Origin of the sequence: Campylobacter concisus (assembly GCF_902460705.1) — a bacterium.
Lineage (GTDB): Bacteria > Campylobacterota > Campylobacteria > Campylobacterales > Campylobacteraceae > Campylobacter_A > Campylobacter_A concisus_Z.
Window position 1 is genome coordinate 164,776 of sequence record NZ_CABPUP010000001.1, and the last position, 13,328, is coordinate 178,103.

Sequence of the window (13,328 nt, forward strand, 5' to 3'; positions counted from 1 at the left end):
AAACCAAATAGTTGTTATCCTAGATGAAGCACAACTTTATCCTACTGAATTGATCGAAAAAATAAGGCTAATGGCCGATACAAGATTATTTAAATTTTTATTTACGATTCATAAAACTGAAAATGAAGATGTGTTAGCAAAGGACTATTTTCAAACTAGAATTTGGGAGAGCATAGAGCTTGGAAGTGCAAACACGAATGAAATCATAGTCTATTTGCAAAGAAAAATAGGACAAAAGGGCTACGATAAATACCTAAATTTTCAGAAAAAAGACTATGACAAGGCCTATGAGCTTTGTTGCGGAAATCTACGCACACTAAATAAAATCATGTATAAATTTTATGAAATTTGTGAATATTACGAACAAAATCAGCCATCAAAATTAAGTAGCGAGGACGCAAATATTAAAATTTTGACAATGTCTGCACTTGATACAGGAATAATTCATGCTTGAATTACAAGAAATTCAAAGGCTAGAAAAGCTCTATGAAGAGTACGAAAAAAAGAATAAAAATAGCCTTTTAAAATTGTTATCACATAAAAAGCTAAGCCTTTTAATAATTACGATCTTGCTAATTGTTTTTATCTTTAGTGCTTTTTTATTTTTCTCAAATACCAAAAACAAAAAAGAGACAACCAATACTCCAACTTTAGTTGAGAAAAATTTGACAATACAAACAGATATAAAAGAAAAGAACATAACCTTTGCTGAAACTAATGTCAGTAAAAATATTTTAGAAGATGGCAAACAAAAAAGTGAGCAGGCAAAAGAGAGGTTTGAATCAGATAAGAAACAAGATGAGCTTGCTGAGAAAATAGCTAAAAAGCTAGAACAATCTATAAAACTAAATGAAGACAATAAAGAGCAGGCACCAGATAAAAAACAAAGAAGTGGTGGCGGTTGGCTAAAGCTAAATTTACCAACTGAAAATGAGAATATACAAAATGAACAGCCTCTACCAAATGAAGAGATAATAGAATTAGAACCAAAGGCAAAGCCAAAAATTGATATTCAAATTTCAAGTGAAAACAATGAAATTTCTATGCTAAAAGAAGATTTTAATAAAAATAAAAATCCAGAAATCGCCCTTAAAATAGCAAGAAAATGCTATCAAGATAAAAGATATAGTGACACTATAAAATGGGCACTATCGGCAAATAATTTAGATAGTAGCATTGAGGAGTCTTGGGTCATGTTTGCTAAGGCAAAATATATGCTAAAACAAAAAGATGACGCATTGCGTGCATTAGAAGAATATAATAAAAATAAAAATAAGCCCGAGATAAATGAGCTAATAAATAAGATAAAAAGTGATACGTTGTGAAATTTTTGCTTGTTATATTTTTATCATTAAATGCCTTTGCGCTTGGGATGGCTGATATTAAAAGTTATTTTGAAAAAGCTGAATATCCTAAAATTTGTAATCAAAAAATACAAGATCTTTTAAAAGATTCACAAAATGAAGAATTTCTTAATATCTTTGGCATATCTTGTTTAAAAACAAATGATATAGATAGGCTTGCTCTTCCAGCAAGCAAACTATCAAAAACACAAAGTTCAAGAGAGAATGCAGCATATTTTGCTGATATATTGCTTAAAAAAAAGCTATTGCTTCATGCTATCTTGGATGGGGCTGATATAAGCTATATTAGGCTTCCAAAGAGCGATTATATTCTTTCATTTATATTTGATAAATTTGTCAAAAAAGAATACGTTGAGGAGCTTGGTGTATTTATTTTTGAAGAGCCAAATTCAGATACAAGATATGAGCTTAGTGCAATCGTTGGCTCAAATTTTCCAAAAATGATTTTAAAAATTTTTAAAAATGACGATCTTACTTCGCAGATTGAGTATAGATAAAGAGAAGAGATGAATAATTTAGAAACTTTAACGCTAAAAACATTAGAACAACTTAATAAACTAAATGATGAGCAAATTTTAAAGATTATAGAGATAAAAAAGATAAACGAAAAAAGTCTTTTGGCTATTTTGCTTGAAGAAAATATGCTAGAAGAAGAGATTTTTTTTGAAATTCTATCTGATATTTATAGGAGAGGACACACTGAAATTGATGAAATTTCAACTAGCCTTCAGATAGATCAAAAGCGCTTCATTCAATATGTATGCGATAAATTTAAAATCACATTTTTTGATCTTGATGATATAGATATCGACTACCGTATCAGTGAAAAACTAAGCACCTCGCAGCTAAAATCATATAACGCCATCCCTGTAAAAGAAGACGAGATAAGCGTTTATGTTGCTTTTAAAAATCCTTTTGACGTGATCATTCAGGATAAAGTTCAAAATTTATTTAACAGAAAGCTATTAAAAGTAGCTTGCGCCGATCCAGCCCAGATAGAAAAATATATAAACAAAATAGCTCTTAATGAAAGCATAAAGGACGTTATTACGGAGATCAGAAAAGAGCTTTCAAGCTCTAGTAGCCAAGGGCAAAGTACGGAAAGCTCTGGAATTTTAAAGCTAATTGAGATAATTTTAAAAACATCTATTCAAAGTAGAGCGAGCGATATTCACATCGAGCCAACCGAGACAAACTGTATCGTAAGAAGCAGGATAGATGGTATGCTAAGTGAGACATTTATATTTGATAAAGATATTTATCCTCCGATGGTAAGCCGAATGAAACTACTTTCAAATATGGATATCGCGGAGCGCCGCCGCCCACAAGATGGTAGATTTTCAGCTCAAATTTTAGATAAAGAGTACGATTTTCGTATCTCTACACTACCTATTTTAAACGGCGAAAGCATAGTTTTAAGAATTTTGGACAAATCAAAGGTTATCATAAACATTGAAGACCTTGGTATGCATCCAGATAACTTTGCTAAATTTAAAAAGAGTATGAAAGCACCTTATGGCATCATCCTAGTTACTGGTCCGACAGGATCAGGAAAAACGACTACGCTTTATGGCGCATTAAATGATATAAAAAGTGTAAAAACTAAGATTATTACCGTTGAAGATCCAGTCGAGTATCAGCTAAATATGATCCAGCAAGTACATGTAAATGAGAAGGCTGGGCTTACTTTTATCTCAGCTCTTCGCTCTATTTTAAGGCAAGATCCAGACATTATTATGATAGGTGAGATCAGAGATCAAGAGACACTTAGGATCGCAATTCAAGCAGCACTAACTGGCCACTTGGTTTTTTCTACACTTCATACAAATGATGCTATTAGCGCTTTGCCTCGTATGGTCGATATGGGTATTGAGCCATATTTAGTAAGTGGTGCATTAGTTTGCATAGAGGCTCAAAGGCTTGTAAGAAAGCTTTGTCCGTATTGCAAACAAAAAGTCACGCTATCTCAAAAAGCTCTTGATGAGATTAAGAAATTTCTCCCTGAAGATTATCAGTTTTATAAAAGCGTAGGTTGCCAGCACTGCTCGCAAACTGGATATCTAGGGCGTGAAATGATAAGCGAAATATTATCTATCAGCGATCATATAGCAAGTATCGTAGCAAATAATGCTTCAAAAGAAGAGCTTAAAAAGGCTGCCTACGACGAAGGCTTTATAGATATGTTCCATGATGGCGTTATACGTGCAGCAAATGGTGTAACAACCATCGAAGAAGTATATAGAGTTGCCAAGATATGAAATTTTACGAAATAGAATATATAAAAGATGGCAAACGCCAAAAGATGAGTCTAAAGGCCAATAGCAAAAATGATGTAAAAAATCGTGCAAATATTCAAGGCATGATAGTAAAAATCAAAGAAACTCAGGTTTCAAGTATCAACAATGACTTTTTGGACTTGCAAGAAAAATTTAACAAAATTTTCTCTTCTTCGAAAGTAAAAATTCCAGCTCTAGTTGCTACCATAAGGCAACTTAGCGTTATGACTAATGCTGGTATATCAATACATGATGGCATAAAAGAGACAGCAAATGCTACTGAGGATAAAAGGCTAAAAATAATATTTCAAACACTAGATGAAGACCTAAATCAAGGTGCAAGCTTAACTCAAAGTATAGAAAATTTTCAAGAAGAGCTAGGCGATGTCACTGTCGCTATGGTAAGGCTTGGAGAGAGTACTGGTAATATGGCTGATGCATTATCAAAGCTAGCTTCTATCTTGCAAGAAGTCTGGGATAACCAGCAAAAATTTAAAAAAGCCATAAGGTATCCAATAACCGTAATATGCTCTATAATTTTGGCTTTTATTGTGCTTATGACATCAGTTGTTCCACAATTTCGAGAAATTTTTAGTCAGCTTAATGCCGACCTCCCCCTTCCTACTAAAATTTTACTAAACATTGAATACATAATGAGCAATTATGGCATATATATAATAGTTGTTCTTGTCGCATTTGCTTTTTTGCTAAAAAGGCAATATTCAAATGATGAAAATTTTAGGGATAAGGTCGATAAATATCTACTAAAAGTCTATCTTGTGGGCAAAATAATATTTTTTGCAAATATGAGTAGATTTAATCTAATATTTACAGAGCTTGTTCGTGCTGGACTTCCTATCGCTGATGCGCTAGATACTGCCGTTGTAACTGTTTCGAATCAAGACATAAGAAATAAACTAACTGCTGTAAAAGTACTGGTTGGTCGTGGCATAAGCTTAACCGAGGCCTTTAGGCAAACTAGACTTTATGAGGGTATGCTTATACAGATGATAGGTGCTGGCGAACAAAGTGGTAGCTTAGATGACATGACACAAAAAGTTACTGATTATTATAGAGTGAAATTTAATGATATTATTGATAATATTTCAAACTATATTGAGCCGATACTACTAATATTTATCGCAGCTATGGTGCTTTTGCTCGCCCTTGGTATATTTATGCCAATGTGGGATATGGCAAAAGCTGTTAAAAATTAAATCAACATTTAAAGGAGTAAAATGCCTATAGAAAGAGAATATGGCGTTGATGAGAACGCATTTTTAGTTTCAAAAACGGATACAAAAGGAAGGATCACTTATTGCAACGAGCCTTTTTTAAATATCGTAGGAGTAAAACAAGGTGATCTCTTGGGAAAACCACACAATATAATAAGACACACTGATATGCCAAGAGTTATCTTCAAGCTACTTTGGGAACGTATACAAAATAAAGAGGAAATTTTTGCCTTTATTAAAAATAAAACTCTAAATGGTGGATTTTACTGGGTATTTGGCAATATCACAGCCTCGCTTGATCAGCAAGATAATATCGTTGGATACTATTCTGTTAGACGTAAGCCAAATGCAAAAGCGATAGAGATCATAAAACCACTTTATGCAAAATTACTTGAGCTAGAACGAGATGGCGGTATTGAAGCGTCTAAAAAATATTTATTAAAATTTTTGGAAGAAAAATCAACAAGCTATGATGAATTTATAAATAACTTGCAAAGGTTCTAGATATGTTTAAGAAAAAATCAAATGCAATAAATGAGATTTTAAGTGTTGTCAAATCGGCAAGCAATGGCATACTAGAGCCTCGCATTGTAAATGTTGGAGAAAAGGACGAGATGTATGAAGTCGCCCTTGGCATAAATGATCTATTAGATCAAGTTGAGGCGCTTCAACGTGAAATTTCAACCTCAGTCCAAGCTGCACAAAACTCGAAAACATATAGAAATATATTTGTAGAAGGGTTTAGGGGTTTATTTAAACGAAATGCCATATCTATGAGCAAGGGTGTCACAGGTATAAAAGACGGCCAAAAAAGCAAGGTTAGAGGTCTTCTATCAAGCGAGCTTGACAAACTTGGAAACGGCATAAATGGTATAAATTATGTAAGAGATGATCTAAACGAAAGTATCAAAAATTTAAGCCAAACGGCAACAGATGCTAGACAAACTGCACAAATAGCAAGAGAAAATATGTCAAACATCGTCGAGCTTAGTCAAAACATGGGAGAGCTTGATGGTCTAGTACAAAGCTGCTCGAATGCTACTGGCATGCTAAGCACTAGGGCTTCTGAAATAAGCTCTGTTTTAAATTTAATAAAAGATATTGCCGATCAGACAAATCTGCTTGCTCTTAACGCCGCCATTGAAGCTGCCCGCGCAGGAGAGCATGGACGTGGTTTTGCGGTAGTCGCTGATGAGGTAAGAAAACTAGCTGAAAACACACAAAAAGCCGCAAGCGACATAGAAGTCAATATAAAAACACTTCAGCAAGAAGTAAATGATATCGATGAAAATTCTAAAAAAATCGATGAAATTTCTAAACTAACAACACAAAATGTAGAAAATTTCAAAAAGGTATTGAGCGAGTTTAATGCAAACGCACAAAATACTGCTCAAACATCAAAATATGTCGAAAATAAAACCTTTGCTATAATCGCAAAAATTTCGCAAATTGCCTACAAAACTAAAGTGTACTCTGATCTTATAAACGAACAAGGATATAGTGAGGAAATACGTGATTTAGCGCAAAGTCTGCTAGATTGGTATGAGAACGAGAGTATAAGCGAACACAAGCAAAATAAGAATTTCGATAAGTCAAAAGAGCTTACAGCGTCGCTAAATAATGAAATTAAACTCTTGCTTGAGAAGTCAGCCTCTGGCTATAACGAACAAAATTTAAAATATTTTGTTGATAAGTCTAAGAAAATAGAAGATCTAAGCGAGCAAATTTTTACTTCATATAACGAAATTTTTAAAGATAAAAACTAAAGTGTTAAATTATCTTTGATGTTTTTTGGGGTGGTCAAAAAATAACGCTTTTGCACTACCCTCTTTTAACTCACTAAATTTACATCCAAACTCAACGCAAAATATTCCAGAAGTTGGGATATTGTCTATTGACGAATCACTTAAATACTCGCAAATTTCAGTTATGCTTGGGTTGTGTGTGATGATAAAAATCTCATCCAAACTCTCATCTATATTTTTGACAAATTTTAAAAGATCTTCAAAACTTATATCATAAAGCTCATCTATAAGACTGGTCTCTTCTTTAAATTTTAAAGTTTTGGCGATAATCTTTGCTGTTTGCTCGCACCTTTTAGCACTGCTAGAAAAGATGGCTCCTGGCATCACATCATACATTTTTAGCCTATTTGCCATAAATTTAGCGTCCTCTTTGCCTTTTTGACTAAGCTCCCTTAAGGCATCTTTTGCTCCGTCCTTATTCTCATCAACCGCTTTTGAATGTCTTATGAAATAAATTTTACTCACTATCTCTCCTTTGAGAAATTCTTTATCAAGCAAAGCTCTTCTTTGCTAAATCCAGCTTTTAAGCGATCTTGCTCATTGATCTCTCTAACATTTTTAAATGAATTTGGATACAAACTTAAGATAATGTCAAAGTAGCTATTTTCGTCAATACCCTCTTTTTTGCAAGCAAATTTAAACCACTTATCACCTTTAAAAACATGAGAGACTTCCTCTTTTAATATGACTTTTAGGCACTCAATAAGCTCTTCGTTGCTGTCCTCGCCTTCAAGCCTTTTTATAATATGAGCGTTTGCATCAAGCCCATTTGCCTCCATATATCTTGGCAGTAGCGCCATACGGCTAGTTAGACTATTTGAAGTCTTTTGAAGTGCGATAAAAAGCCCATCATGTACACTTAGCTCGCCGTACCTACCGCCACGCTTTAAGAGCAAATTTTCTATCATACAAAAGTGTCTAATCTCATCTTCAGCTACTTCTAGCCAGTCTTCATAAAATTCTCTTGGCAAATTTCTAAATCTATAACAAGCATCAAGCGCGATGTCAATAGCGCTAAATTCAATATGAGCTACCGAATGGATAAAATTTAAATTTTTATTCTTTGGCTTTACTTTTTTGTTTAGCTCTTTCATGCTAACTACTTCACAAAATTTTGCGTAGCTAGGCGTTATTAGCTCATTTGGTTTAGAGCTTTCACAAAAATTTATATTAAAATCTCGTTTAAATTTCTCATAAAATAGCTCAAATTTTAAAAATTTAAGCCCAATCTCGCCTTCATCTAAAATTTCCCAAATTTCATCATAAAAATTCATATTTTCTCTTTATATAAATCTGTATTTACGAGTGTAAATTTATATAAATAAAGCTTAAAATTTGAGCCTAGTATTTGTTTTAAAAGGTTTTTAGTAAAAATTTCTGATTTATTTTGCTTTGCCATATCCAGCAAATCTATTTGCTGCCAAGCAACTTGAGTTTGAACATCTTACAAGATAACTATTTATCTCTTGATTTCCTTTTAGATGCACATTTTTTTGATTTAGATTCATATAGCTATGAATTATCTTTCCGCCAGAATTATGTATAAATTTTACTGTCTCATCGCCAAGAACAGCCGTAACTATGCCAACATGAGTGATATTTTTCTTATCTTTATTTTTTTGAACACCCTTGCCAAGAGTATTTGAGAAAAATACAAGATCGCCTATTTTTGGATTTTTATGAGTAATTAAATTTTTACTTTCATAAAAATTATAGATCGCTTTTGACTTTCTACCGCCATTATCGTAGTAGCGATTTATTGTCTTTTCATCAAAATACATATTTTGATACTTTGCATTTACGATAGAAACGAATCCTGAGCAATCACCGCCCGCTCTTGTATTTAGGTATTTTTTAAAAAAGGAACCAAATTTTTTATCTTCTCTATCGTTATCTTCATCTATGATTTCACCAATCATTTGCTCACTAAAATCAACACTTGAAGTTACGGTTTGATTTGTTTCATTTTGCGGAGTTGTCGGTTGATTAGAGGTAAAAGAGCAACCTGTAAAAAATATAATACTAAGTATAAAAAAGATTTTTTTATTTATTGAATTTGACATATTTATATCCAAAATTTTAGTGTTTGCAATTTTAACTTTTAAACGTAAATGAACCGGAAATAGTGCTTTGCTTTCTTTATTCTAAGTTAAAAAGCAATATAATATCGGCAAAAAACATATTTTCTTAAGGCAAAAAACAATGATGCACTATTTAAAGATAAAAGGAAATGCAAAATTAAGTGGCGAAGTAAAAATAAGCGGTGCCAAAAATGCTGCTCTACCGATCATCGCCCTAACCTTACTTGCAAAAAAAAGTGTAAATTTAACAAATATCCCAAATGTCGCTGATATAAAAACGCTTTGCCAACTGCTAACTAACCTAGGAGCAAAGTGCGAATTTAAAGATAAAAACTCACTAAGCATAGACACAAGTGGTGTAAGCTCAACTACTGCAAACTATGATATCGTTAGAAAAATGCGCGCTTCCATCTTGACACTTGGCCCACTTCTTGCACGCTTTGGCCACTGCGAAGTGAGCCTACCTGGAGGATGTGCGATCGGACAAAGACCTATTGACCTGCATCTAAATGCGCTTGAAAAAATGGGAGCAAATATAGAAATAAAACAAGGTTACGTCATTGCAACAGCACCAAATGGCCTAAAAGGCGCAAAGATCGTTTTTGATAAGATCACCGTAACTGGCAGCGAAAATATCATCATGGCTGCAGCTCTAGCGCACGGTACGACAGAACTTTTTAACGTAGCGCTTGAGCCTGAAGTGGTGCAAATTTGTGAAATTTTGGCTAAGAGTGGCGTTAAAATAGAAGGCATCGGCACAAGTGAACTAAAGATAACTGGAAGCGGCCAAAAATTGCTTGAAATTTGCGATGTTGAAGTAATTCCTGATAGGATCGAAGCTGGCACTTACCTTTGTGCTGGAGCTATAACAAATAGCAAAATTTCAGTCACAAAGGCAAATGCAGCCCATATGACGGCTATTTTAAATAAATTTGAAGAGATGGGCTTTGGTATCGAAGTAGACGGCGATAAGATCACGATATTGCCAGCTAAAGAGATAAAACCAGTGGAGATAAGAACCACCGAGTATCCGGGCTTTCCAACAGATATGCAAGCTCAATTTATGGCGCTTTGCCTTGCAGCAAATGGCGTTAGCACGATAGATGAGAGGCTTTTTGAAAACCGCTTTATGCACGTTAGTGAGCTTGCTAGAATGGGAGCGGATATTAAATTAAATGGACATATTGCAAGTGTTTATGCACCAGCTAAGCTAAACGCAGCCGATGTAATGGCAACAGATCTTAGAGCAAGCTCAGCGCTGATACTAGCTGCTCTTATAGCAAATGGTGAAAGTTTGGTACATAGAATTTATCACCTTGATAGAGGATATGAAAATTTAGAAGAGAAATTTCAAGGCCTTGGTGCAAATATTATTAGGCTTGAGGAGTAAAAATGCTGCTAAATGACGCATTAGATGCGCTTAAATCTAAATTCAAATTAAAAACAGATAGTGAGATTTTACCTATCAGCATGGCTCTTGGTAAAACATTGGCAAATGATGTAGTGGCGGTAAAAGACTTGCCATGTTTTGATAACTCTGCACTTGATGGCTTTGCTGTGAAATTTGAAGATAAAAATAAGCCATATAAAATAGTTGCAAGTGCCTTTGCAGGCGATAAAGAGCAGCTAAGCATCGGCAAAAATGAGTGCGTTAAGATAATGACTGGCGCGAAGATGCCAAAGGGTGCTGATACAATTATAAAGATTGAAGATTGTGTAGTTGATGGAAATTTCATAAAAGCACCAAACAATCTTAAAAAGGGTGATGGGTATCGCTTTAAAGGCGAAGAGGTAAAGATCGGTGAAATTTTACTAAAAAGTGGCGAGGTTTTAAACACTAGAGGCATAATGATGCTAGCAGCACAGGGCATAAGTTTTATAAATGTAAAAAAACAGCCTAGCGTTGGAATTTATTCAAGTGGAAACGAGATCATCGAGCCTTGGCAAAGAGCGAGCGAGGATGAAATTTATAATGCAAATGCCTTTGGCATCGCTGCACTTTTAAGCTCCATTAGACAAAATAGCTCATATCTTGGCATTATAAAAGATGAGCTAAGTGCTGTCAAGCAGGCATTTTTAAATGCTACAAATTACGACATTATTATCTGCTCTGGCGGAGCAAGTGCTGGTGAGGCCGACTTTATGAAAATAGCTCTAAGTGAGCTTGGATACAATGAAATTTTTTCACATATTGATATAAGACCTGGCAAACCCTGCAAGGCTTATGAAAAAGATGGCAAACTTATTTTTGTCCTTCCTGGAAATCCAATGGCAGCTTATGTTTGCATGATGATGCTTGTTTTGCCTCTTTTAAAAGAGGATTGCTTTGTGATGCAAAATGCTACAAATGCACAAAATTTAAAGGTAAAATCAGGCAGGTTCAATGCCATTTTTGGAAATATTGAAAATGATAAATTTATAGCAACAAATGGCGGAAAATACGGCTCTGGCATGATAGATCATATTTTAAAAAGCACTTTTATGTTTTTAACTAGCCCAGATCAAAGCGAAATTTTACAAAATAGTGAAATTTCTCTTATAAAACTTCCATAAAATCTTGACAAATGAAAAACAATCTGATAGAATGCGGACTTCATTTTAACTGCGGGAATAGCTCAGGGGTAGAGCACAACCTTGCCAAGGTTGGGGTCGCGAGTTCGAATCTCGTTTCCCGCTCCATCTTTTTTATACTCTTTTTTTTATTTTCCACAAAACTTTTTGCAAATGAAGTCAGCATCTATCCGATGTATTGCATTCTAAACGATCAAATTTCACTTAGTACTTTTGGCTTTGAAGGCGAAGACAATGAAATTTTAAACTTAGAGGGCAAAAGAGCAGCCAAGATAGATAGCAAAAAACTCTATGAAATTCTAACAGCAAATTTTAAAACATATAATGACAAAAGCGGTGGAAGCGTTGCTTTTGTAAAAAACTGCTCTATCATGGATGAGATTCAAATGCAATTTTTAAGATCAATTAGTGATGAATATCCTGGTATCAGCATAAGTGATCTTAGCATCAGTCCACAAAATAAACTTCCAGCAAATTTCAAAGAGCTCGTCCTAAAAAATATCTTTTTAGGTGATCAAAATAGTCAAAAAGGTACATTTAGAGCATCATTTGAGGATGTTGATCTGAGTCTAAAAAGCATCTATTTTAAATTTAGCTTTGACGCTAAGATGCCAGCCTTCATAGCAATAAATTCAATGAATACAAACCATATTTTAAGCCTGCTTGACTATCAGCCAACGATGATCGAGTTTGGCAAATGGCCAAAAGATGCACTTTCTAGCTCAAATAGCTTAGCTCTTATAACAAAAGTGCAGATAAAAAGCGGTGAAATTTTAACCAAGCGTCAGTTTAACGCCATAAGCTTAGTCAAAAAAGGTCAAATGCTAAATGCAGTTTTGAGCGAGGATGGCGTTAAGATAATAGCTGAAGTAAAGGCACTTGAGGATGGAAATTTAGGTGATATGATAAAGATAAGAACAAAAGATAATAAAATTTTACAGGCCACAGTTTCAGGCAAAGATGAGGCGGTGATAAGATGAAAAAGATAGTTTTTGCAGCCACTGGAGCAAGCGGAGCTGGACTCTTTTTAAAGCTTATCAAGGCTGCTAAAGATAGTTGCGAGGCGCACGTCATAGTTAGTAAAAATGCCATGAAAGTTTTGGAAGCTGAGGAAAATTTAAAGCTAAATTTAGATGATCTTGACGTGAAAATTTATGATGATCAAGACCTTAGCGCAGGCCCAGCTTCAGGCTCGTTTGGCACGGATGCTATGATCATAGCGCCCTGCTCTACCAACACGCTAGCAAAAGTTGCAAACGGCATAAGTGACACGCTCATCACAAGGGCCGCAAGTGTCGCGCTAAAGGAGAGACAAAGGCTAGTTTTGGGAGTTAGAGAGATACCGTTTTCCACGATCACACTCTCTCAGATGCAGCTTCTCTCATCTCTTGGAGCCATCATTGCTCCACCAGTTTTGGGCTACTACGCAGGCATAAAAAGCCTTCTTGATATGGAAAATTTCATCATTGGCAAGTGGCTTGATGCCTTAAAAATCGAAAATAATCTTTACAAAAGGTGGCAAATTTGAAAAAATCTTGCATCTATCCAGGGACGTTTGACCCCATTACAAACGGCCATTTGGACGTTATCGTAAGAGCTACAAAAATTTTTGACAAAGTGATAGTCGCAGTTGCAAAAAGTGACAGCAAACAGCCGATGTTCGCACATGAAAAGCGTATAGAAATGGCAAAAGAGGCAGTTTGCGAGCTAAAAAACGTAAGCGTGCTTGGCTTTAATAACTTGCTTGTTGATTTTGCTAAATCACACAGCATAAACACCGTCATCAGGGGACTTCGCGCGGTTAGTGACTTTGAGTATGAGCTACAAATCGGTTACGCAAATGCTGCACTTTGGGACGAATTTGAGACGGTTTATCTTATGCCAAGCTTAAATAACGCCTTTATCTCAAGCTCGATCGTCCGCTCAGTTTTGCGCCACGACGGCGATGTAAGCAATCTAGTGCCAGTAAAAATTCTAAAAAATTTAAAGGCATAAA

At 34.8% G+C, this 13,328-nt stretch carries 14 protein-coding genes, 1 tRNA gene and 1 pseudogene; 13 read left to right on the forward strand and 3 right to left on the reverse strand.

The annotated features are described in order from the left end of the window. From F3G75_RS00755 to F3G75_RS09550, 7 genes and pseudogenes are all read left to right on the forward strand, one after another. Nucleotides 1-454: pseudogene (locus F3G75_RS00755) on the forward strand (ATP-binding protein); the annotation flags it as partial. Next, entirely contained in the window at nucleotides 447-1,325 is an 879-nt protein-coding gene (locus tag F3G75_RS00760) for a transformation system protein (RefSeq protein ID WP_149716197.1), read from the forward strand. The pseudogene F3G75_RS00755 and the gene F3G75_RS00760, both read left to right, overlap by 8 nt. 47 nt (nucleotides 1,326-1,372) lie before the next feature. Further along, complete coding sequence (locus F3G75_RS00765; RefSeq protein WP_223154422.1) at nucleotides 1,373-1,861, forward strand: hypothetical protein; 489 nt, start codon at nucleotides 1,373-1,375, stop codon at nucleotides 1,859-1,861. 9 nt (nucleotides 1,862-1,870) lie between these two features. After that, on the forward strand, nucleotides 1,871-3,622 hold the full coding sequence (locus F3G75_RS00770; RefSeq protein WP_149716199.1) for a GspE/PulE family protein: 1,752 nt from the start codon (nucleotides 1,871-1,873) through the stop codon (nucleotides 3,620-3,622). Further along, nucleotides 3,619-4,857, forward strand: coding sequence for a type II secretion system F family protein (locus tag F3G75_RS00775; RefSeq protein ID WP_149716200.1), 1,239 nt, complete (start codon nucleotides 3,619-3,621; stop codon nucleotides 4,855-4,857). Before F3G75_RS00770 ends, F3G75_RS00775 begins: the two co-directional genes overlap by 4 nt. A gap of 21 nt (nucleotides 4,858-4,878) precedes the next feature. Then, nucleotides 4,879-5,379: a PAS domain-containing protein gene (locus F3G75_RS00780; RefSeq protein WP_072594212.1), complete on the forward strand. Its 501-nt coding sequence runs from the start codon at nucleotides 4,879-4,881 to the stop codon at nucleotides 5,377-5,379. Nucleotides 5,380-5,873: 494 nt separating this feature from the next. Next, complete coding sequence (locus F3G75_RS09550) at nucleotides 5,874-6,641, forward strand: methyl-accepting chemotaxis protein (RefSeq protein WP_410470365.1); 768 nt, start codon at nucleotides 5,874-5,876, stop codon at nucleotides 6,639-6,641. A gap of 9 nt (nucleotides 6,642-6,650) precedes the next feature. Here the strand turns inward: F3G75_RS09550 and F3G75_RS00790 are convergent, their stop codons facing one another. The 3 genes from F3G75_RS00790 to F3G75_RS00800 all read right to left on the reverse strand — a co-directional run bounded on the left by F3G75_RS00790 (nucleotide 6,651) and on the right by F3G75_RS00800 (nucleotide 8,743). Further along, the gene (locus F3G75_RS00790; RefSeq protein ID WP_149716202.1) at nucleotides 6,651-7,145 is read right to left on the reverse strand and encodes a SixA phosphatase family protein; all 495 of its coding nucleotides are present in this window, start codon (nucleotides 7,143-7,145) and stop codon (nucleotides 6,651-6,653) included. Beyond that, complete coding sequence (locus F3G75_RS00795; protein ID WP_149716203.1) at nucleotides 7,145-7,954, reverse strand: ferritin-like domain-containing protein; 810 nt, start codon at nucleotides 7,952-7,954, stop codon at nucleotides 7,145-7,147. The genes F3G75_RS00790 and F3G75_RS00795 overlap by 1 nt, the downstream gene beginning before the upstream one ends. A 108-nt stretch (nucleotides 7,955-8,062) precedes the next feature. Continuing rightward, the gene (locus F3G75_RS00800) at nucleotides 8,063-8,743 is read right to left on the reverse strand and encodes an NlpC/P60 family protein (RefSeq protein WP_149716204.1); all 681 of its coding nucleotides are present in this window, start codon (nucleotides 8,741-8,743) and stop codon (nucleotides 8,063-8,065) included. Between the two features lie 139 nt (nucleotides 8,744-8,882). Between F3G75_RS00800 and murA the strand changes: the two genes are divergently transcribed. The 6 genes from murA (at nucleotide 8,883) to coaD (ending at nucleotide 13,327) form a co-directional block, all read left to right on the forward strand. Further along, complete coding sequence (gene murA, locus F3G75_RS00805) at nucleotides 8,883-10,151, forward strand: UDP-N-acetylglucosamine 1-carboxyvinyltransferase (RefSeq protein ID WP_149716205.1); 1,269 nt, start codon at nucleotides 8,883-8,885, stop codon at nucleotides 10,149-10,151. A 2-nt stretch (nucleotides 10,152-10,153) separates the two neighbouring features. Then, nucleotides 10,154-11,314 carry a molybdopterin molybdotransferase MoeA gene (locus F3G75_RS00810; protein WP_149716206.1) on the forward strand — a complete coding sequence of 387 codons (1,161 nt, stop codon included), beginning with the start codon at nucleotides 10,154-10,156 and terminating at the stop codon, nucleotides 11,312-11,314. A gap of 51 nt (nucleotides 11,315-11,365) precedes the next feature. Next, nucleotides 11,366-11,440 (forward strand) — tRNA-Gly (locus F3G75_RS00815). A gap of 65 nt (nucleotides 11,441-11,505) precedes the next feature. Further along, the gene (gene flgA, locus F3G75_RS00820) at nucleotides 11,506-12,312 is read left to right on the forward strand and encodes a flagellar basal body P-ring formation chaperone FlgA (protein ID WP_149716207.1); all 807 of its coding nucleotides are present in this window, start codon (nucleotides 11,506-11,508) and stop codon (nucleotides 12,310-12,312) included. Next, nucleotides 12,309-12,860 carry a UbiX family flavin prenyltransferase gene (locus tag F3G75_RS00825; protein WP_149716208.1) on the forward strand — a complete coding sequence of 184 codons (552 nt, stop codon included), beginning with the start codon at nucleotides 12,309-12,311 and terminating at the stop codon, nucleotides 12,858-12,860. The genes flgA and F3G75_RS00825 overlap by 4 nt, the downstream gene beginning before the upstream one ends. Continuing rightward, on the forward strand, nucleotides 12,857-13,327 hold the full coding sequence (gene coaD, locus F3G75_RS00830; protein WP_149716209.1) for a pantetheine-phosphate adenylyltransferase: 471 nt from the start codon (nucleotides 12,857-12,859) through the stop codon (nucleotides 13,325-13,327). Before F3G75_RS00825 ends, coaD begins: the two co-directional genes overlap by 4 nt. Nucleotide 13,328: the final 1 nt, after the last annotated feature.

Bases quoted from the DNA above. Each gene is read 5' to 3' on its own strand.
- F3G75_RS00760 (WP_149716197.1), top strand. From the start codon at position 447: ATGCTTGAATTACAAGAAATTCAAAGGCTAGAAAAGCTCTATGAAGAG.
- F3G75_RS00765 (WP_223154422.1), top strand. From the start codon at position 1,373: ATGGCTGATATTAAAAGTTATTTTGAAAAAGCTGAATATCCTAAAATT.
- F3G75_RS00770 (WP_149716199.1), top strand. From the start codon at position 1,871: ATGAATAATTTAGAAACTTTAACGCTAAAAACATTAGAACAACTTAAT.
- F3G75_RS00775 (WP_149716200.1), top strand. From the start codon at position 3,619: ATGAAATTTTACGAAATAGAATATATAAAAGATGGCAAACGCCAAAAG.
- F3G75_RS00780 (WP_072594212.1), top strand. From the start codon at position 4,879: ATGCCTATAGAAAGAGAATATGGCGTTGATGAGAACGCATTTTTAGTT.
- F3G75_RS09550 (WP_410470365.1), top strand. From the start codon at position 5,874: ATGGGAGAGCTTGATGGTCTAGTACAAAGCTGCTCGAATGCTACTGGC.
- F3G75_RS00795 (WP_149716203.1), bottom strand. From the start codon at position 7,954: ATGAATTTTTATGATGAAATTTGGGAAATTTTAGATGAAGGCGAGATT.
- F3G75_RS00800 (WP_149716204.1), bottom strand. From the start codon at position 8,743: ATGTCAAATTCAATAAATAAAAAAATCTTTTTTATACTTAGTATTATA.
- murA (WP_149716205.1), top strand. From the start codon at position 8,883: ATGATGCACTATTTAAAGATAAAAGGAAATGCAAAATTAAGTGGCGAA.
- F3G75_RS00810 (WP_149716206.1), top strand. From the start codon at position 10,154: ATGCTGCTAAATGACGCATTAGATGCGCTTAAATCTAAATTCAAATTA.
- flgA (WP_149716207.1), top strand. From the start codon at position 11,506: ATGTATTGCATTCTAAACGATCAAATTTCACTTAGTACTTTTGGCTTT.
- F3G75_RS00825 (WP_149716208.1), top strand. From the start codon at position 12,309: ATGAAAAAGATAGTTTTTGCAGCCACTGGAGCAAGCGGAGCTGGACTC.